Source organism: Streptomyces sp. NPDC088706 (assembly GCF_044752765.1).
Taxonomy (GTDB): Bacteria; Actinomycetota; Actinomycetes; order Streptomycetales; family Streptomycetaceae; genus Streptomyces.
The window spans coordinates 818,519-838,109 of the sequence record NZ_JBIVLW010000002.1 but is presented as its reverse complement, the minus strand read 5'-3'; the positions used below and the strand labels follow the sequence as shown (position 1 = coordinate 838,109).

The window sequence follows — 19,591 nt, the reverse complement described above, 5'->3', positions numbered from 1 at the left end:
CTCTGTGCCCATGCTCGTCTACGCCCCCGCGGCACTCCTCTTCCTCGTCTTCTGCGTGAGCGTGTTGCACGACCGCAGGAAGTTCAGCAACGCCGTGATCCTGGGGCTGGCCGTCCTCTGCGCGGTGGCCGCCTGGCTCTACCTGCTGATCCGGTCCGAGTCCGCCTCGGGCGTGGTCGCGGCCTGGTCGTTGCTGGCGGTGGGGGCGGTGGCCGTCCTGCTGCTGACGTACTTCCTGTTCGTCAACGGCGTACGGATGGTGCGCAAGGAAGGCAGGAGCCCCTCCAACCTGCTCTCGCTGGCCGCCGCCCTCGCCATCGTCGGGGTCGTCGCGCTGCTGGTGACCGCCGTGAGCGTGCGCAACCCGGTGCTGACCGGGGTCGCGGTCGCCGCCGGAGGGCTGGCGCTCTACTTCTCGTTCCTCTTCCTGTGTTTCGTCTGTTACGCGTTCCTCTACGGGCGGCTGCGCGTGCGCCGCAAGGCCGACTTCGTGGTGGTGCTCGGTTCGGGGCTCGTCGGCGGCTCCACCGTGCCGCCGCTGCTGGCCGGCCGGCTGAAGCGGGGGCAGGCCGTGCATGCGCGGCTGGCCAAGCGCGGGGGCTCTCCGGTGCTCATCACCTCCGGCGGGCAGGGGCCGGACGAGGAGCTGCCCGAGTCGCACGCCATGGCCGACCACCTGATAGCCGAGGGATTCCCGGCCCATCTGATCGAGCGGGAGGACCGGTCGACGACCACCGAGGAGAACCTGCGGTTCAGCAAGGCGATCATGGAGCGGGCCAAGCCCGACTACCGGTGCGTCGTCGTCACGAACAACTACCACGCCTTCCGCGCCGCCCTGACCGCCCGCCGGGTGCGGATCCGGGGGCAGGTGGTCGGATCGCCCACCGCCGCGTACTTCTGGCCCAACGCGACGCTGCGCGAGTTCGCCGCGATCCTCGTGGACTACCGGCGGAGCAACGTGGTGATGTGTGCGCTGATCGTCCTCGGCGGGGTGGCTGCCTGGTGGGTGGCCTGGAGGTAGGGAGGAGCATCCCCGTATCGCTGATCGCGCATGTCTGGTGCACAACTTCCCCACATACAAATAAGGTTGATCGCGTTCGCATCGCAGATGCGCACTATCGGTCAACTGACAAGGGGGGTCAGGTGTCTCGACACCTGTACACGAACAGCTACAACCGAGGCCGACGTACCGGGCGGGCCGCGGGGGCGGCGGCGGTCGCGGTGGCGCTGGCCGCCGGGCTCGCCACGGCGCTGCCGGCCACGGCACACGCCGCCGGGAAAGCGGAGGCGGCGGAGGTCCTGATACCCGCGCCCGACGCCTACGGCGAGGGGCCGGAGACGGTCCTGGCGACCGGCAGGTACGGCGTGCTGCACCGCGAGGGCGGCGACTACCTCTGGACGAACTCGTACAACAGGCGCACCAGGGTCGTCACCGAGCTCGCGTCCGTGTCGGAGGAACTGCTCGTGGGGGGCCACGACGAGCACAACCGGGCGATCTACACCCAGCAGCGCGCGGACGGCGGGATTGACGTCGTACGGATCGGCATCGAGGACGCGCGCTTCACCGACACGATCACCGTGCCCGCCGGTTACCTCAACCTGCGCTTCGCCGGCGGCTGGGTGGTGGCCACCGTCGACAAGGGCGACGGGACGTACGAGATGCGGGTGGCCCGGGGCGGCGCCGCGTCGGCGGATCCCGTCGTACGGCTGCCCGCCGGAGCCACCACGGACGCCCGGCCCGTGGTGCTCGGCGGGCAGGGCAGCGAGGTCCTCATCGGCTACCGCCTCGCGGACGGCTCCCGGGGCTACGGCATCCTGACCGCGTACGACGGCCGGGTGAAGCCGCTGCCCGTGACCGGCGACGCGAGCAGTTTCCGCCTCACCCAGATGACCGTGAGCTGGTTCTCGCGCAACGGCAGCGGCGGCCAGGGGGTCCGGGTCATGCCCCGGAGCGGTACGGGTACCCCCCGGGTCGTCCCGCTCGCCACACAGTCCGCGGAGAGCGAGGTCACCTCGTTCGTGGTGGCGGACAACATCGTCTGGCACGAGGGCGTCGGCGGTCCGCTGCGCCTCACCCCCATCACCGGCGCGGACACCGAGCGCACGCTCCTGCCCACGGTGGAGTCCGCGCAGCTCCGGGCCGAGGGCTACGGCGACGTGCTGGCACTGGGCAAGGACGCCGACGGCAAGCGGGCCATCCACATGTTCTCCCAGGACGGCAATGGAACCGTCTTCGACCTGGTGATGCGGGAGGTACCCGAGGTCAGGACGGCGGACGGCGAGATCGGGGCGCTGAGCCTCGACCGGGGGCGGCTGCGGTACGTCAACGCGCTGGCCGGGAAGGACACGTTGCACGGCAAGGCCGTCGGGACCGGCCTCGACCCGGAGGACGGTGCGCGGCTCGCCGACTTCCCCGGTCTCGCGGCGGGCCGTTTCGCCGACGGTACGGACGAGGGGCTGGCCCGGCTGGTCACCGCTCCCGGCACCGGCAAGGACACCCTGGTGACCGGTGACGACCCGGAGCGGCAGTCCGAGGGACTGCTCCTGCCCGGCACGGGCGGCCGCATCCTCGACGCCGCGCCGGAGTTCGTGCTGTACGAGGCGGGCGGCCGGCAGTACGTCGTCGACACCGCCCGTGACCTCGTCGTCCGCGACCAGCGGGCGCAGGGCGCGGTGCTGGACGGGGACCGGCTGATCAAGTCGGCCCCGGGCAGGCCCGGCACGGTGAACGTGGTGGACCCGCGCTCCGGCCGGGCGACCGCGAGTCACGATCTCGGCGCCGACTGTGTGCCCGGCGAGCTCCAGCGCAGCGGCACCCTGCTGTACTGGAGCTGCGCCTCCGAGGACGCGGCGGGCGTGTACGACACGGCGACCCGCCGCGACTACCCGGCCCCGGTCTCCGGGGTCCTGCTGGGCGACCGGTTCCTGGCCGCCCGCGAGGCGTCGGGCGATCTGCGGCTGACCGCTCTGCGTCCCGACGGTTCCACCGATGACCTGGGCACCGTCACCGGTCTGAAGCGGCCCGCACAGGGCGACGGGCGCGGCACCACCTGGACCCTGGACGCGGACGCGGGCAAGCTCGCCTGGGTCGGGACCGACGACACCGTCCATGTCACCGCCCCGCAGCAGTCCGTCTCCCCGCTGAGCGTCGCCCACTCCTCCGTTCCCGCCACGGCGGCGGGCGGGTGGAACGCCGCGTGGTGGCTGTCCAGGCCGGCCGCGTCCTGGAAGCTGACGCTCGTCCGCCGCTCGACCGGCGAGACCGTCCGCACGTGGACGGGCGAGGACACGCGCGGCGCGGTACGGGTCGGCTGGGACGGTACGTCCGCCGCCGGCGAGCCGGTCCCGGCGGGCGGCTACACCTGGCGGCTGACCGCCGCGCCCTCGGACGGCTCGGGCGCCGATGTCACGGTGTCGGGCACGTTGCGGGTGACCACCGGCTGAGCGTGGGCGGCCGTGTGCCGAGCGCACCTGGCCGGGGGCGGCCGTCCGCCGCCCCCGGCTCCCGGGCCGAGCCCCGGACCCCGGGCCCCGGCTGAGGGGATCAGCCGGAACCCGGGGCGCTGAGGGAGCTGTAGGAGGCTCCTGGCGCGAAGATCCTGGCAGCCATACTCCCGGCGCTGAGATTCCGCCAGCCATACTCCCGGCGCGGAGATCCCGCCAGCCGCGCTCCCGGCGCTGAGGTCCTGCCAGCCACGGTCCTGGCGCTGAGGTCCTGCCAGCCACGGTCCTGGCGCGAAGATCCTGAGCGCTCAGAAGCCGCCTCCGTCGAACCCGCCGCCCCCGAAGCCTCCGCCGTCGCCGAAGCCGCCTCCGCCGCCGAAGCCGGAGGAGTCGAAGTCGGAGCCGGAGAAGTCGCCGCCGCCCCATTCGCCGCCCGCGCCGCCGCCGAAGTCACCGCCGCCGTACTCGGAGGCGTACGCCGGGGTCGCCAGCATGGAGCCGAGCATCGTGCCGACCAGGAGGCCGGGGAGCAGGCCGCCGCCGAAGTAGCCGCCGGCCCAGGGCCCGTAGGCCGGGCCCGCCTCCCAGTACGGGCGGCGGTTGCCGTCTCCGGCGTCGACCGTACGGCTCATGGGGTCCTCGCCCTGGCTGAGCCGGACCTCGTCCGCACCGCAGACCGGGACCTCGCGGGACGCGCCGCCGGAGGGGGTCCAGAGCACGTCGGCGACCGATGGGCCGTGGCGTGGGTCGAAGAAGCACGGAGGGCGGCGGGCCGGGAGGGCCTTGCCGGTGCGGCGGGCCTCCAGGACCGCGAGGGAGAAGCGGCCGTCCTCCAGGGACTGGGTGACGCCGCGGACGTCCGAGGGGTGCTGGGCCTTCGCCATCCCGGTCTTGGCGCTCTCGTAGGAGTCCAGGGCGCGTTCGTAGTCGCCGCGCATGGTGTCGTCGGCGCCCGGTTCGGCGGGGTGGAAGTCCAGGCGCTCCAGCGTCTCGCCGTACGCGGTGATGTCCTCGTCCACGACGACCCGGAGCTTGTCGAGGGCGGCCCGCTCCTCCTCCGCCTTGCGGCGCTTGTTACGGCGGGAGAGCGCGAAGACGCCCGCGCCGCCCGCCGCCACCAAAGCCCCGAGCGTGATCAGGCCGCCGACCGGGGCGCCGGCGTCGTCGGCCGCGCCGCCTTCGCCGGACCAGGAGGCGGGGGCGGTGCCCCGGGCCTGTTCGACGGCGCGGTCGGTGAAGGCGTTGAGCTGGGCGGCCGCGTCGGTGTCGGTCGCCGGGTTCTTCACCGACGCGGTGAGGTTGTCGACCGCGCGGACGGGCATGACCTGCGGGTCCGCGCCCGCGTCGAAGCCGTCGCCGAGGCGTATGCCGTAGACGCCGGTGATGCCGGTGTCGCTGCGCAGGGTCCGGAGCAGGCCTTCCTCGGGGAAGGCGTCGGTGTCGGGCAGAACGGCGATGAGGACCGGCTTGTCGGCGTTCTGGATGGTGGCTTCCAGGGCCTTCTCGTCAGCGACGGAGAGCTGATCGCGGGCGGCCGGGTCCACATAGACCGGGTCCTCGCGCAGGGCCTGGGCGGCGTCGGTGATCGTCGCCGCGGGGGCGGCCGACGCGGGGGAGGTCAGGGCGAGGGCAACCGCTGCGATGATGAGCAGCAGGCCTGCCAGCAGCGTGGGGAAGAGCCTTTTCCTCATACTTCACGCTACTCCAGGCGGGCGACAAACGCGGTAGCCCGCCTGGAGTAGGGGATTCCTACCCTGCGCGGTACGCCGTACGCAATCTTGCCACCGCTCCGGTCAGGTCACCGGTGAGCAGCAGATGGTCGGCCTCCGCGAACGGCTTCGAGACCGCCTGCGTGAACCTCCCGCCGATCTTCCGCTGGACCAGCAACCGGGCCTGGTCCACGATCGCCTTGCCCGCCGGCGTCTTCCCCAGGTGTGCCCTCTCGGCGACCTGGGCGGCGAGGGCGAGGGCCGCGAGGGTCAGTTCGCCGCCGGCCGGGGGCTTCTTCAGGGTGGTGAGGCCCCAGCCGTAGGGGAACTGCGGGTCGTACGCCGTGTCCCCGACGTTGACCGGGAGCTGCGCCTGCGACTTCGGCCAGGTCACCGGCAGCTGTCCGGTGAAGGCGCGCTTGCCGTAGAGCACGTCGGCCACGCCGTCGCCCTCGGAGCCCGGCAGCCAGGAGGCCACCAGCGCGTCCATCTTCCCGAGCTGGTCGCCGATGAGCTGGGGGCGGCCCGAGACGATGAGGACCGCGCACGTCATGGCGGCGCAGACCTTCTCCACGGCCGCCTTGTCGGCGGCGGTCAGCTCCAGGTCGTGGCCGTTGCCGACGTCCCCGATGCCTTCGGCGTACGGAGTCTCGCCGACGACCACCACACCGACGTCGTACCCGTCCGTGGCGGCGGAGGCGTCCTTGGAGTAGGTGACGGACTCGGGGGTCTTCGCCGCCTTCTTCATGCCCGCCAGGATCGTGGTGCCCGGGGTGGTCTTCCCGGAGGAGCCCTGCCAGCTGATCGTCCAGCCGCCGGCCTGGTTGCCGATGTCGTCGGCGTTGGACCCGGCGACGTACACCTTCTGGTTCGGTTCGAGCGGAAGGACGCCTCCCTCGTTCTTCAGCAGGACCTGGGACTTGGCCGCCGCCTCACGGGCCACCGCGCGGTGCTCGGCCGAGCCGACCTTGTCCAGGTGGGTGGTGTCCGCGTACGGCCTCTCGAAGAGGCCGAGGCGGAACTTCTGGGTGAGGATGCGGGAGACCGCGTCGTCGATCCGGGCCTGGCTGATCCGGCCCGCCGCGACCTCGTTCTTGAGCGTCTTGGTGAAGTCCTGGTACGCGGTCGGGACCATGATCATGTCGAGTCCGGCGTTGACCGACGTACGGACGTCGCTCGGGTAGTCGCCGGGGATCTGGTCGATGGCCTGCCAGTCGCTGATGACGAAGCCCTCGAAGCCCATCCGGTCCTTGAGGACGCCGTTGATCATCTCGGCGTTGGCGTGCATCTTCACCGGGCCCTGGTCGTCGCCCAGGATGTCGAGGGAGGAGTAGGACGGCATGACCGTGCCGACGCCCCGCTTCACCGACTCCGCGAACGGTGACAGGTGCACCGCTTCCAACTCCTGGCGGGTGACCTTGGTGATGCCCTGGTCGATCGTGTACGAGCCGGTGGTGGCGGAGCCGTACTCGGTGCCGCCGTCCCCGACGAAGTGCTTCGCGCTGCCGAGCACCTTGTCGTTGCGGTGCAGGTCCTTGCCGGACGGGCTGCCCTGCATGCCCTGGATGACCGTCTCCATGGCCTCGACCAGGGCCGGGTCCTCACCGAACGCCTCGTAGGACCGGCCCCAGCGCTCGTCGCGCGTCACGCAGACGCAGGGGGCGAAGTCCCACGGGACGCCGGTGGCGCGGACTTCCTTCGCGGTGACCGCGCCCGTCCTCTCGGCGCTCTTCGGGTCGCGGCCCGCGCCGATGCCGATGTTGTGCGGCATGATCGTCGCGCCGACGACGTTGTTGTGGCCGTGCACCGCGTCCACGCCGTAGATCAGCGGGATCTGGAAGCGGGTGGCCCGGGCGCGCAACTGGTAGGCGTCGACCATCCTGGCCCAGGCGGCGGCGGTGTTGGGGGTGGGCACCGAGCCACCGCCGGAGAGCAGCGAGCCGAGGTCGTAGGCGGCGATGTCACCGGGGGCGCGCAGCGCGTTGCGCTCGGCCTGGGTCATCTGGCCGGCCTTCTCGGCGGGCGACATCCGGGCCAGCAGGTCCGCGACGCGCTGCTTCACCGGCAACGTGGCGTTCTGATACGGGAGTCCGTGGGCGTCGATGACGACCTGCGGGGTCTCCTTGGGGGCCTTGGCTCCGGTGACGGTCAGCTCCAGGGGGATCGTCTTCGCCTCGGCGGGCCTGGACGCCTTCGCGGTGCGGACGGTCACCTTGTGCGTGGTGCCGGACGCGGTGCCCGCGGGGAAGGTGTGGCTGCCGGTGACCGGGGTGTAGTCCTTGCCGGCCACCGCCGTGCCGCCCTTGGTGGCGTACGTGACGGTCACCGGGCCCTCGGTGGGGACGGAGCCGGTGGTGGCGACGGAGAGGGTGATGTCGGCGCCGGCGCCGTTCTTCACCGGGCGCACGGCCGTGTCGGTGACCACGCTCGCGGTCAGCGCCGGGTCCGCCTTGCCGTACAGCTCGACGGCGTCCAGGGCGAAGCTGCCGGGTGCGCCGCCGGGCATGGTGAAGGCGTAGCCCCACATCTCGTCGAGGCCGAGAATCTGGTCGATGCCGCCGACGGGCTGGTAGTCGGCCCGGTAGACGAAGTCCGCGAAGGGGATCTCCACCAGGTGCCAGCCCTCCCAGTCGTCGGTGAAGGAGGTGCTCCACAGCTCGGAGGCGCCGCCGTTGGCCCCGCCGTCCTTGATCTCGAAGTTGATCCGCTTGCCCGAACCAGGGGGCAGGGGCGCGGTGTTCTGGCCGTACCACCAGAAGCGGATGCCTTGGTGGGCGGTCCAGTTCCGCGGCGGGGTGGCCACGGCGAACTCGTGGCTGAAGCCGCCCCAGGCGCTGATGTCGTAGCTGCCTTCGAGGACCTGCTCGCCCTCGGGGGCGTCCGCGCGCTCGGCGAGCTTCAGCCGCGGGTGGTCGTCCGCGTCGCCGCCCCAGGTGAAGATGGCGTCGGCGGGCGGGTTGTTGCCGAGCGGCACCTCGCCCTCGAAGCGGTCGACGAGGACGGGGGCCGGGTCCTCGGGGGCGGCCTGGCTGGGCGCGGCGCCGGCGAGCAGGGTGGCCAGGACCGCCACGGCGGCCAGGACGGCTGTCGCGGGTCTGCTTCGGCCACTGCCGCCCTTACGGGGGCGGGGTTGCGGGGTGCGGTGCATACGGGTGGCTCTCTCTTCTCGCGGGTGGGTCACTCGGACGGTGTGCACCGGGTCGAGGGAGGTCATCACCCCCTGGAGCACCCGGGGACAGCTCCTGCCGGCGGAAGGCGCGCAGTTGCGGCGGGGAGAGGGACGCGCAGTTGCGGCGGGGAGAGGGACGCGCAGTTGCGGCGGGGAGAGGGAGAGGACGCCGAGCCGGTCGCCGTCCGGCCGGTGGTCGTGCACCTCTCCCCCGGTGATCACCCCGGGCGGGGAGAGCGGCAGGGTCACGGCGTACCCGACCGCGGCCGGGTCGGCGAGGGGACCAGCATGCCGACAGTACGGCTGGAGCCGCGGGCCAGGCCCACGGTTCCGGAGCTGGGCACATGGCCGAGCTGTGCGATCACTTCACGAACGCGGGCGGCGGTGGTCCCGTCTGCCCCGCCCTCGGTGCCGACGACCCGCGGCACGGTCGTCCCGCTGACGCCGGCCTCGCGGGCGACAGCGGCGATGGTGACGCGCATCGGGCCTCCATGGGGCCGGGCGGGGACAGGACAGGCGCGGGACGGGGGCAGGGCGGGACACAGCGGGGGACGGAGCGGCGGGCATGCCCGGAGGCGCGTTCGGTACCGGTTCCGGAACCGGTACCGGCGTCGCGGCTGGAGTCAATCGCGCCGGCACAGTGCCGTCAATACTTCACGTCGAGATTGGGCCGGCCTCATCCGCCGTGCGGGCAGGGCGCGTTGCGTGTTCACCTTCTGAACGTACGACAGCCGCCGCCCGGGATGGGGGGCGGCGGCTTCCGTGGGCGGACCGGCGGGGCTACTCGGTCGGCTCGATCCCGGCGCGCAGCAGGCCGTAGGTGTAGGCGTCCTCCAGCGCCTGCCAGGACGCGGCGATGACGTTCTCGGCGACGCCCACGGTCGCCCAGTCGGCGGCCCCGTCGCCGGTGGTGATCAGTACCCGGGTGGTGGACTCGGTGCCGGTGCGGCCCTCCAGGATGCGGACCTTGTAGTCGACCAGCTCCAACTTGGCGAGCTGCGGGTAGATCCGCTCCAGGGCGACGCGCAGGGCCCGGTCCAGGGCGTTGACGGGGCCGTTGCCCTCGGCGGTGGCGACGATGCGCTCGCCCTTGGCCCAGAGCTTCACGGTGGCCTCGTTGGCGTGGGTGCCGTCGGGGCGGTCCTCGACGATCGCCCGCCAGGACTCCGTACGGAAGTAGCGCCGGGCCCTGCCCTCCACCTCGCCGCGCAGCAGAAGTTCGAAGGAGGCGTCGGCGGCCTCGTAGGTGTAGCCCTGGAGTTCGCGCTCCTTGACCCGCTCCACGACCCGGCCGACGAGGACGCGGTCGTCGCCGAGGTCGACGCCGAGTTCCTTGCCCTTCAGTTCGATGGAGGCGCGGCCCGCCATGTCGGAGACCAGCATCCGCATGGTGTTGCCGACCAGCTCCGGGTCGATGTGCTGGTACAGGTCGGGGTCGACCTTGATCGCGGAGGCGTGCAGCCCGGCCTTGTGGGCGAAGGCCGAGACACCCACGTAGGGCTGGTGGGTGGAGGGCGTGAGGTTGACGACCTCGGCGATGGCGTGCGAGATCCGGGTCATCTCGGCGAGCGCGCCCTCGGGCAGCACCCGCATGCCGTACTTCAGCTCCAGCGCGGCGACCACGGGGAAGAGGTTGGCGTTGCCGACCCGCTCGCCGTAGCCGTTGGCCGTGCACTGGACGTGGGTGGCGCCGGCGTCCACGGCGGCCAGGGTGTTGGCGACCGCGCAGCCGGTGTCGTCCTGGGCGTGGATGCCGAGCCGGGCGCCGGTGTCGGCGATGACGGTGGAGACGACCGCCTGGACCTGGGCGGGGAGCATGCCGCCGTTGGTGTCGCAGAGGACGACGACCTCGGCGCCCGCCTCGTACGCGGTGCGGACCACGGACTTGGCGTACTCGGTGTCGGCGCGGTAGCCGTCGAAGAAGTGCTCGCAGTCCACGAAGACGCGGCGGCCCTGTTCGCGCAGGTGGGAGACGGTGTCGCGGACCATCTCCAGGTTCTCTTCCAGGGTGGTGCGCAGGGCCAGCTCGACATGGCGGTCGTGCGCCTTGGCGACCAGCGTGATCACCGGCGCGCCGGAGGACAGGAGCGCCTTCACCTGGGGGTCCTCGGCCGCGCTGCCACCGGCTCTGCGGGTCGCGCCGAACGCCACGAGCTGGGCGTTCTCGAACTCGATCTCCTGCTGGGCCCGGGCGAAGAACTCCGTGTCGCGCGGGTTGGCACCCGGCCAGCCACCCTCGATGTACCCCACACCGAAGGTGTCCAGGTGCCGGGCGATGGTCAGCTTGTCGGCGACCGTCAGGTTGATGCCCTCACGCTGAGCACCGTCGCGCAGAGTGGTGTCGAAGACATGGAAACTGTCGTCGGCGGCGTTGGCCTTGGTGGTCATGCTGATCTGACTCCTGTCGGATGAGTGGATCCGGACGGTCTGGGCCTGTTCGGGGAACCCGGAACAGGCCCCAGCTCCACTTGCCCCCATCATCCCGCGCGCTCCGCCCGGCCCGGGTGCGGGCCGGAAAACGAAAAAACCCCTCGCGGGTGCGAGAGGTCTGCGCGCGGGTCTGAGGCACGGTGGCCGCGCCGTACGTGGTGGTACGGGACGGTCACTGCGGACCGGCGCGCCTGCTGCCAATAATCATGACGAACGAGGACACGGCAGCAGTCTCGCACAGTGAGGGCCCGGCGACTGCGGCGTCTCAGGATGCGGTCGTGACGCCGGTCGCATCGTCGACCCACGGTCCCGGCGCCAGCGTCTCGACCAGGAACTCCGCCGCCTGGACGAGCACCTGCTCCCGGCCCGTCCCCGGGATCCCCACCGTCACATGCACGCTAAACCCGTCGAGCAGCGCCCGCAGCCGGGCGGCGAACCGGTCGGCGTCCACCGCGCGGAACTCCCGCCGCGAGATCCCCTCGGCGATGAGCGCCACCAGGTCCCGGTGCCAGGCCCCCTCGATGGCGGCCTGCCGGACGCGGGCGTCGTCGTCCGCGTTCTGGGAGCGGCCCCAGACCTCCAGCCAGAGCGTCCAGTGGGGGTCCCGGTGCCCGGCGGGGAGGTAGAGGTCGATGTAGGCGTCCAGCCGCTCACGGGCGGTCCCGGGTTCGGCGAGGAGGGCACGGCGTTCGGCCCCGAGGCGCGTCTCGCTCCACTCCAGGGTCCGCAGCAGCAGTTCGTCCTTGGTGCGGAAGTAGTAGAGCAGGTGCCCGCTGCTCATCCCGACCTCGCGCCCGAGCCCCGCCATGGTCAGCCCGTCCAGCCCGCGTTCGGCGATGGTGGCCATGGCGGCGGCGAGGACGTCCTCGCGCGGCGGGGCGGGCTGGTGGGTGCGGCGGGGGGCGGGGGGCATGGGACCGGGCTTTCGCGTGGGTTTCAGATCTTGGGCTGCTGCTGGGTGATGCAGTGGATGCCTCCACCGCCGGCGAAGATCGTACGGGCGTCGACCAGGGTCACCGTACGGTCCGGGAACAGGCCCCGGAAGATCGCGGCGGCCTCCTCGTCGCGCGGGTCGTCGAAGGCGCAGAGGATCACCGCCCCGTTGCAGAGGTAGTGGTTGATGTAGGAGTAGTCGACCCACTCGCCGTCCTCGCGCAGCACGGTGGGCGCGGGGACCTCGATGACCTCCAGGGGGCGGCCCTTGGCGTCGGTGGCGGCGCGCAGGACCGCCAGGAGCTCCCGGGTGACCGCGTGGTCGGGGTGGGCCGGGTCGGGCTGGACGTGGGCGACGACGGTGCCCGGGCGGACGAAGGCGGCCACGATGTCGACATGGCCGAGCGTGCCGTACGTGCCGTAGTCGCCGGTCAGCCCACGGGGCAGCCAGATGGCCTTCTCGGTGCCGAGGCGGGCGTGGATCTCCGCCTCGACCTGCTCACGGGTCCAGCCGGGGTTGCGCTCCTGGCCGAGCTGGACGGTCTCGGTCAGCAGGACGGTCCCCTCGCCGTCGACGTGGATCGCGCCGCCCTCGTTGACGAGCGGAGAGCTGTGCGCGGGGGTCCCGGTCAGCTCGGCGACGGCCCGGGCGATGTGCTGGTCGCTCTCCCAGCGGGCCCAGCCCTGGGCGCCCCAGCCGTTGAAGGTCCAGTCGACGGCGGCGAGCGTGCGGCCGTCGGTGGTGAAGGTGGGCCCGATGTCCCGCATCCAGGCGTCGTCGAGCGGCCGCACGGCCAGCTCGACGTCCGGCCCGAGCAGCGCGGCGGCCCCCTCCTCCTGTCCGGGTCCGACGACCATCGTGACCGGCTCGAAGCGGCGGACGGCCCGGGCGACCACGGCCCAGGCGTGGCGGGCCTCCGCCAGCTCGGCGTCGGAGGCGAAGGTGGGATTGGGGCCGGGCCAGGCCATCCAGGTGCGCTCGTGGGGGGCCCACTCGGGGGGCATACGAAAGGGGGTGGGGGTGGCCGGCATGGGGGCTCCTAGGACGGTTCACTTAGAGTGCCACTCTAACCATGGTGCGGAGCTGTACGGAAGCCTCTGCCGGGCCTTTCAGCGCATATCCGCTGCTCCTGCGCTGCCTCTCCGCTGCTTCTCCGCTGCTTCTCCGACGTCTCTCCGACGTCTCTCCGATGGTTTCTCCGACGCTTCTTGGAGTGGCGCTCTATCCCTGAGGCGCGGAAAAGGCCGCACCCGGATCGTCATGGGTGCGGCCTTTCCGGAGGGACGGCCCTAGCCGAGCGGGTGCATCCACCCGTGGGTGTCCTCGGCGATGCCGCGCTGGATGTCCAGCAGGCGGTCACGCAGCTTCATGGTGACCTCGCCGGGGGTGCCGTCGCCCTGGGTCCACTCGCCGTTCGCGGTCTTCACGGTGCCGACCGGGGTGATGACGGCGGCGGTGCCGCAGGCGAAGACCTCGGCGAGGGTGCCCTTCGCCGTGTCGTCGCGCCACTGCTCGATGGAGACGCGGCCCTCCTCGGAGCCGTAACCGAGGTCGCGGGCGACCTTGAGGAGGGAGTCGCGGGTGACGCCGGCCAGGAGGGAGCCGGTGAGGGCGGGCGTGATGATCTTCTTGGAGCCGTCCTCCTGCTCGTACACGAAGTACAGGTTCATACCGCCGAGCTCCTCGACCCACTTGTGCTCGACGGCGTCGAGGTAGGCGACCTGGGCGCAGCCGTGCTGGGCGGCCTCGGCCTGGGCCAGCAGGGAAGCCGCGTAGTTGCCGCCGGTCTTGGCGTCGCCCACGCCGCCGGGGACGGCGCGGACGCGGTTCTCGGAGAGCCAGATGGAGACGGGCTTCACACCGCCGGGGAAATAGGCGCCGGCGGGTGAGGCGATGACCAGGAAGAGGTACTCGTTGGCCGGCTTCACGCCGAGGCCGACCTCCGTGGCGATCATGAACGGGCGCAGGTAGAGCGACTCCTCGCCGCCGTGCGCCGGAACCCACCCCTTGTCCTGCTGCACCAGCGCGTCGCAGGCGTCGATGAACGTCTCGACGGGCAGCTCGGGCATGGCGAGCCGGGCGGCGGAGCGCTGGAAGCGGCGCGCGTTGGCGTCGGGGCGGAACGAGGCGACCGAGCCGTCGGGCTGGCGGTAGGCCTTGAGCCCCTCGAAGATCTCCTGCGCGTAGTGCAGGGTCATGTTGGCCGGGTCCATCGACAGCGGGCCGTAGGGGACCAGCTCGGCGTCATGCCAGCCGCGGCCTTCGGTCCAGCGGATCGTCACCATGTGATCGGTGAAGTGCCGGCCGAATCCGGGGTTGGCCAGGATCGCCTCGCGCTCCGCGTCGGACAGCGGGTTCGAGGAGGGCTTGAGCTCGATCGTGGGCGTCGTCATGAGTGCGTGTCCTTCACCGGTCTTGTGTGTGATGGACCGCGCCCACGCCCGTTCCTGCCTGACGCTTTCCGGCCAGGCCCTAGGACGTCCGAGCTTTACCGCGAGCCACGGCCCCGCGTTCGATTATCGCTTGCGGGGGGCCAGGCACGAAATGGTGTGAATGCGGTCCAGGGGTCGATGGTGGCACCCGGGGGCCGCACAGGTGAAGCCGCCGGGCGCTGATGCGACCCGGCGGCTTCGAAGTGGAGTCGTCGGGTCAGCTCGCTACGCGTACCGCGAGCGCGTCACCGATCTCGTCGGTCGTACGCGTAGCCGCTCGGTCACGCTCCGCGAGGTCGGCGGAGACGGCGTCCTCGATGCGCACGGCCTCGCCCTCGTAACCGAGGTGGCGCAGCAGCAGGGCGACGGAGAGGACCGTGGCGGTCGGGTCGGCCTTGCCCTGTCCCGCGATGTCGGGGGCGGAGCCGTGGACCGGCTCGAACATCGACGGGAACGCGCCCGTCGGGTTGATGTTGCCGGAGGCGGCCAGGCCGATACCGCCGGTCACAGCGGCGGCGAGGTCGGTGAGGATGTCGCCGAAGAGGTTGTCGGTGACGATGACATCGAAGCGCTCGGGCTGGGTGACGAAGAAGATCGTCGCGGCGTCGACGTGCAGGTAGTCGGTGCTGACCTGCGGGTATTCGGCGGCGACCCGGTCGAAGGTGTTCTTCCACAGGTGGCCGGCATAGACGAGGACGTTGTTCTTGTGGACCAGCGTCAGCTTCTTGCGCGGACGGGCCGCCGCGCGCTCGAAGGCGTCCCGCACCACGCGCTCGACGCCGTACGCCGTGTTCACGCTGACCTCGGTGGCGACCTCGGCGGGGGTGCCGGTGCGCAGCGAGCCGCCGTTGCCCGTGTACGGGCCCTCAGTGCCCTCCCGGACGACGACGAAGTCGATGTCGGGGCGGCCGGCCAGCGGGGTCGCGGTGTTCGGGAACAGTTTGGAGGGGCGCAGGTTGATGAAGTGGTCGAAGGCGAAACGCAGCTTCAGCAGCAGCCCGCGCTCCAGGACGCCGGACGGCACGGACGGGTCGCCGATCGCGCCGAGCAGGATGGCGTCGTGGTTCCTGAGCGCCTCCAGCTCCGGGTCCGGGAGGGTGTCGCCGGTGCGGTGCCAGCGCTGGGCGCCGAGATCGTACTCCCTGGTCTCCAGCTTCACATCCTGCGGGAGGACAGCGTTGAGGACCTTGAGGCCTTGGGCCACGACTTCCTGGCCGATTCCGTCACCGGGGATCACTGCGAGATCGATGCTGCGAGACATGCGGGAAGCCTAACGGTGCGTCCCAATCCATGACATCCGGTGTCCATCATGCGGACGGACGGCGGAGTGCCCGGGGCGGGGCGAGCGGTTATCCGGCGGCTCAGTGGCCGGTCGAGCCTCCGTTGTCGCGGCGGTCGAGGGCGCGCTGCAGGGCGGCGGCGGCGTTCTTACGCTCGGTCTCGGCCTGGCGGGAGCTGTGGCGGACGCGGCGGGTGGTGGTGTTGGCCATGATGGATCGACTCCTTGAGATCGCGAGGATCGACGGTCGCGAAGGTCGCGTGGCTGCCGGACCGGACACGGGGCACGGGCGGCGGCCGGTGATCGGCCGGGGCCCGGGCGGGCACATCGCGGCGCCGGGGGAAACCGGGATCGGATTTCGAGGTGCCGGAAGGGGCGGGGAGCGTACGCCGCAGGGGTTACCTGCTTCAGCGTGCGCCCGTCGACCGCCACAGTCGCTGGATCGAGCGATTTCGTTCGGCTTCCACAACGTTAGGACAGTTGGGCCGCGCTGTCTCCACAGTTAGTCGGACTTCCTACTATCTGAGACGGCTGCGCCCGGCGCTCCGCCGTCCGCGGCACCTCAGAGCAGGTCGCCCTCGCGCCAGTCGAAGACGAGCGGATGACCGGCCGGGGGCAGTGCGTGACCGGCGGCCGGGCGGACGTAGGTGCTGCCCTCCTCCTCCGGCAGCGCCAGCGTCCCGTGCGGGCCGAGGGCGGCGAGGCCGCCCGGCCACACCTGCCAGCCGCGCGCCGCGTAGAGGGCCGCGCCCGCGTCGGAGGCGGACAGGGCGCCGAAGTCGTACGCCCCGTCGACGACCCGCTCCAGCGCGGCCATCACCCGGTGGCCGAGTCCCTGGCGGCGGCGGCCGGGGCGGACGGCGACGGCTTCGACGTATCCGGTGCGGTAGGCGCGGCCCTCGTGGAGCACCCGGCGCTGGACGACGGAGCCGTGGGCGATCAGGAGGCCGCCGGTGTCACGCACCAGGGCGTGGATGCCGCCGAGGGCGTGCTCCCAGTCGTCGTCGCCGAAGTCACCGTCGAAGGCGGAGTCCAGCAGGTAGCGGATCTCGTCCCGTACAGCCGCGGTCAGCTCATAGGTGTGGGCGGCGTGCACCGCGGGGAGCTCGGTCATGGGACCCAGTTTCCCAGGCACCGGCTCCCACCAGGCACGCAGGGGCGATGTGGGGGCGGAGCGGGGCCCGCCCGGACCGGGAGCGCGGTGGTCCGGGCGGGCATCGGGCGCGTACGGCGGCGGCTCAGTACACCGCGACGCCGTACGCGGAGAGCGCCTCGGCCACCGGCTGGTGGATGGCCGAGCCGCTCGTGCCGGAGCAGCCGGAGCTGCCGGAGTGGATGCCGAGGGCGACCGACCCGGCGAAGTGGGCGCCGCCGCTGTCGCCTCCGGCGGAGCAGGCGGTGGTGCGGACCATGCCGTAGACGGGCCCGTCACCGTAGTTGACGGTGACGTTGACGGCGGTGACCGTGCCGGAGGTCACCTTGGTGGTGGAGCCGCTCTTGCGGATCGCCTGGCCGACGACGGCGTTGGCGGCGGAGGTGATGTCCTGGGCGGAGCCGTTGTGGAGGTCGACGGTTCCGGCGGGCGAGGAGCCGTCGGTGTAGCGGACGATGCCGTAGTCGTTGGTCGGGAAGCTGGTGCCCTCACGGACACCGACGACCGGACCGCCGGAGGTGGACGACCAGTTGGCGGCGATGTCGGTGCAGTGTCCGGCGGTCACGAAGTAACGGGCCCCGCCCTTGGTGACGTTGAAGGCGGCCGAGCAGCGGCTGCCGCCACCGTGGATGGCTCCGCCGCCCAGCACCTCGCGGTGGAGGACGCCGGGTACGCGGCTGATGCTCACCGCGCCGCCGAGCCGCTCGGCGACGGCTTCGAGGCGGGCCAGCTCCCGCGCCGGGACCGAGGAGTCGGCCTCGACGGCGACCTGGTTGGTGCGCGGGTCGACGCCCCAGGAGGTGCCGGTGATCTTCGCCTCGGCCTCCAGGGTCCGCATGGCGGCGGCGAGCTGGGCGGCGCTGCGGGCCACCCGGCGCACGGTGGCCCCGGCGGCGCGGGCCTGCTCCTCTGCCCGGTCGGTGGTGACGGTGACGACCAGGTCGCCGGTCCTGCGGTCGAGGTAGGTTCCGGCGGTGCCGGCGCCGAGAGCGCGTTCGACCTCGGCGTCCAGTGCGTACGCGGACGCGGAGGGGATCGCCGAGGGGGCGGCGGCGTGGACGTCGGTGGCGGTGGCGGGAGTCGCGCCGAGGCCGAGGGCGCCGGCGACGAGCAGCAGGGAAAGGCTCAGGCGCGCACGGGAGTTGCGTCTCATGGGGGGGAGCTCCATCTCGGGTGGACGTGTGGGGACGTACCGAGAAGGAATTTGACATGCACATTACCTATGCCACAAGATCGCGTGCCCCGGATGCCGCCGGGGCCCGTGCGGGCACCGCGCCCATGGAAACCGCCCCCCGGCCGGCAGGGGGGCCGGTCGGGGGGCGGTGCTCAGGGGCCCTCCTGGAGGGCCCTGGCGCCCGGGGCGTCGTGCTGCGGCGCCCCGGGGAGGGCGTCAGCCCTGGTGGGGGTAGGTGTACTCGGTCGGCGCGACCAGGGTCTCCTTGATGGCCCGAGTGAGGGTCCAGCGCTGGAGGTTCTGCGGCGCGCCCGCCTTGTCGTTGGTGCCGGAGGCACGGCCGCCGCCGAAGGGCTGCTGGCCGACGACGGCGCCGGTCGACTTGTCGTTGATGTAGAAGTTGCCCGCGGCGTAGCGGAGCTTGTCCATCGTGTACGCGGCGGCCGCGCGGTCGCCCGCGATGACCGAGCCGGTCAGCGCGTAGTCGGAGACCGACTCCATCTGCTCCAGCATGGCGTCGTACTTCTCGTCCTCGTAGACGTGGATCGCCAGGATCGGGCCGAAGTACTCGGTCGTGAAGACCTCGTTCCCGGGGTCCGAGCACTCGATGACGGTCGGGCGGACGAAGTAGCCCACCGAGTCGTCGTAGGTGCCGCCCGCGACGACCGTGCACGACGGGTCGGACTTCGCGCGGTCGATCGCGGCCTTGTTCTTGGCGAACGAGCGCTCGTCGATGACGGCCCCGATGAAGTTGCTCAGGTCGGTGACGTCACCCATCTTGATGGAGTCGACCTCGGCCGCGAACTCCTCCTTGAAACCGGAGTTCCAGATGGAGGCGGGGACGTACGCGCGGGAGGACGCGGAGCACTTCTGGCCCTGGTACTCGAAGGAGCCGCGGGTCAGCGCGGTCTTCAGCACGGCGCGGTCGGCGCTGGGGTGCGCGACGACGAAGTCCTTGCCGCCGGTCTCGCCGACGAGCCGCGGGTAGGTGCGGTAGTTGGCGATGTTGTTGCCGACCGTCTTCCACAGGTGCTGGAAGGTGGGGGTCGAGCCGGTGAAGTGGATGCCGGCCAGGTCGCGGTGGTTCAGCGCCACCTCGGAGACGGCCTTGCCGTCACCGGTGACCAGGTTGATGACGCCCTTGGGCAGACCGGCCTCCTCCAGGAGCTGCATGAGCAGCACGGCGGCGTGGGTCTGGGTCGGGGACGGCTTCCACACCACGACGTTGCCCATGAGGGCGGGGGCGGTGGGGAGGTTGCCCGCGATGGCCGTGAAGTTGAACGGCGTGATCGCGTAGACGAAGCCCTCCAGCGGGCGGTGGTCCATGCGGTTCCACACGCCCGGGGAGTTGGCCGGCGGCTGCTCGGCGAGGATCTGGCGCGCGTAGTGCACGTTGAAGCGCCAGAAGTCGACGAGCTCGCAGGGGGTGTCGATCTCGGCCTGCTGGGCGGTCTTGGACTGGCCGAGCATGGTGGAGGCGGCCAGCGTCTCGCGCCAGGGGCCCGACAGCAGCTCGGCGGCGCGCAGGATGATCGCCGCGCGGTCGTCGAAGGACAGCGCGCGCCAGGCCGGAGCGGCGGCGAGGGCCGCGTCGATGGCGTCCTGAGCGTCCTGCTCGGTGGCGCCGGCGAAGGTGCCGAGGACGGCCCGGTGGTTGTGCGGCTGTACGACGTCCACACGCTCGCCGCCACCCATCCGCTTCTCGCCGCCGATGGTCATCGGCAGGTCGATCGGGTTCTGGCTGAGCTCCTTGAGCTTCTTCTCCAGGCGGGTGCGCTCCGCGGAGCCCGGGGCGTAGGAGTGGACCGGCTCGTTGACCGGAGCGGGGACCTGGGTGACGGCGTCCATGGTTGCCTTGTCTCCTTTG

13 protein-coding genes and 1 pseudogene are annotated in these 19,591 nt (G+C 72.0%); 2 read left to right on the top strand and 12 right to left on the bottom strand.

The genetic code is table 11. From position 1 onward, the window contains the following. Positions 1–10 precede the first annotated feature (10 nt). On the top strand, positions 11–1,021 hold the full coding sequence (locus ACIQAK_RS09320; protein ID WP_366387653.1) for a YdcF family protein: 1,011 nt from the start codon (positions 11–13) through the stop codon (positions 1,019–1,021). A gap of 122 nt (positions 1,022–1,143) precedes the next feature. Next, positions 1,144–3,444 carry a FlgD immunoglobulin-like domain containing protein gene (locus ACIQAK_RS09315; RefSeq protein ID WP_366387652.1) on the top strand — a complete coding sequence of 767 codons (2,301 nt, stop codon included), beginning with the start codon at positions 1,144–1,146 and terminating at the stop codon, positions 3,442–3,444. A gap of 308 nt (positions 3,445–3,752) precedes the next feature. On the opposite strand, the gene ACIQAK_RS09310 is transcribed toward ACIQAK_RS09315, so the two are convergent. The 12 genes and pseudogenes from ACIQAK_RS09310 to pruA all read right to left on the bottom strand — a co-directional run bounded on the left by ACIQAK_RS09310 (position 3,753) and on the right by pruA (position 19,572). Continuing rightward, complete coding sequence (locus ACIQAK_RS09310) at positions 3,753–5,135, bottom strand: hypothetical protein (protein ID WP_366387651.1); 1,383 nt, start codon at positions 5,133–5,135, stop codon at positions 3,753–3,755. A gap of 58 nt (positions 5,136–5,193) precedes the next feature. Beyond that, the gene (locus tag ACIQAK_RS09305) at positions 5,194–8,301 is read right to left on the bottom strand and encodes a glycoside hydrolase family 3 N-terminal domain-containing protein (RefSeq protein ID WP_366387824.1); all 3,108 of its coding nucleotides are present in this window, start codon (positions 8,299–8,301) and stop codon (positions 5,194–5,196) included. Between the two features lie 275 nt (positions 8,302–8,576). Further along, positions 8,577–8,804, bottom strand: a pseudogene (locus ACIQAK_RS09300) (LacI family DNA-binding transcriptional regulator); the annotation flags it as partial. Positions 8,805–9,102: 298 nt separating this feature from the next. Beyond that, a complete protein-coding gene (cimA, locus tag ACIQAK_RS09295) occupies positions 9,103–10,710 on the bottom strand; it encodes a citramalate synthase (RefSeq protein WP_366387650.1) in 1,608 nt (535 codons plus the stop codon). 307 nt (positions 10,711–11,017) lie between these two features. Continuing rightward, positions 11,018–11,665, bottom strand: a complete 648-nt coding sequence (locus ACIQAK_RS09290) for a TetR family transcriptional regulator C-terminal domain-containing protein (protein WP_366387649.1) — start codon at positions 11,663–11,665, stop codon at positions 11,018–11,020. Between the two features lie 23 nt (positions 11,666–11,688). Continuing rightward, entirely contained in the window at positions 11,689–12,717 is a 1,029-nt protein-coding gene (locus ACIQAK_RS09285; protein ID WP_366387648.1) for an agmatine deiminase family protein, read from the bottom strand. 258 nt (positions 12,718–12,975) lie between these two features. Further along, positions 12,976–14,079: a branched-chain amino acid aminotransferase gene (locus ACIQAK_RS09280; RefSeq protein ID WP_366387647.1), complete on the bottom strand. Its 1,104-nt coding sequence runs from the start codon at positions 14,077–14,079 to the stop codon at positions 12,976–12,978. Between the two features lie 256 nt (positions 14,080–14,335). Then, positions 14,336–15,379, bottom strand: coding sequence for a 3-isopropylmalate dehydrogenase (locus ACIQAK_RS09275; protein ID WP_366387646.1), 1,044 nt, complete (start codon positions 15,377–15,379; stop codon positions 14,336–14,338). A gap of 100 nt (positions 15,380–15,479) precedes the next feature. After that, complete coding sequence (locus ACIQAK_RS09270; protein WP_366387645.1) at positions 15,480–15,608, bottom strand: hypothetical protein; 129 nt, start codon at positions 15,606–15,608, stop codon at positions 15,480–15,482. A 351-nt stretch (positions 15,609–15,959) separates the two neighbouring features. After that, positions 15,960–16,511, bottom strand: a complete 552-nt coding sequence (locus ACIQAK_RS09265; protein WP_366387644.1) for a GNAT family N-acetyltransferase — start codon at positions 16,509–16,511, stop codon at positions 15,960–15,962. Between the two features lie 124 nt (positions 16,512–16,635). After that, positions 16,636–17,703, bottom strand: a complete 1,068-nt coding sequence (locus ACIQAK_RS09260; RefSeq protein ID WP_366387643.1) for a S1 family peptidase — start codon at positions 17,701–17,703, stop codon at positions 16,636–16,638. Between the two features lie 237 nt (positions 17,704–17,940). After that, a complete protein-coding gene (gene pruA / locus ACIQAK_RS09255; RefSeq protein WP_366387642.1) occupies positions 17,941–19,572 on the bottom strand; it encodes an L-glutamate gamma-semialdehyde dehydrogenase in 1,632 nt (543 codons plus the stop codon). Between the last annotated feature and the right edge of the window lie 19 nt (positions 19,573–19,591).